The following is a 535-nucleotide window of genomic DNA, read 5'->3' as shown; positions in this document are numbered from 1 at the left end:
CACCACGACCATGACCGCGACGCCGGCCACGACGCAGCCGCCCACCCCCCGGTCCGTCCGGCCGAGCACCTGCTGGTGACGGGGCAGGGGCGCGGCTACCAGCAGATGCAGCCGCATCTCGACCGGATCATGACGTCGCTGGTGGACACGCCGCAGACGATCACCGAAATCCCGAAACAGTTGATGCAGGACCAGAACACCACCAACATGCTCGATGCGCTGCGGACCGTCCCGGGCATCAGTATCGCGGCGGGCGAGGGCGCGCAGCAGGGCGACAACCTGTCGATCCGCGGCTTCAACGCGCAGAATGATTTCTATCGCGACGGCATGCTCGATTTCGGCAGCTATTATCGCGACCCGTTCGATCTCGAAACCGTCGAGGTCCTCAAGGGTCCGTCAGGCAGCCTGTTCGGGCGCGGCTCGACCGGCGGCGTGATCAACGAGGTCACCAAGCGCGCCGGCATGACGCCGGTCACCGCCGGCACCCTGTCGTTCGGCACCGACGGCACCCAGCGCCTCACGGCCGATATCGGCC

General features: G+C 67.3%; 1 protein-coding gene. It reads left to right on the top strand.

The window, feature by feature from the left end; genetic code table 11:
- Positions 1-105: 105 nt before the first annotated feature.
- Positions 106-535: TonB-dependent receptor plug domain-containing protein (locus HUK84_RS22520; protein ID WP_218064518.1), on the top strand; the 430-nt coding region annotated here is incomplete at its 3' end.

The organism is Nguyenibacter vanlangensis (assembly GCF_013376155.1).
Lineage (GTDB): Bacteria > Pseudomonadota > Alphaproteobacteria > Acetobacterales > Acetobacteraceae > Gluconacetobacter > Gluconacetobacter vanlangensis.
The sequence above is the reverse complement of the archived record's forward strand: the minus strand, read 5'-3'. Positions and strand labels throughout refer to the sequence as shown.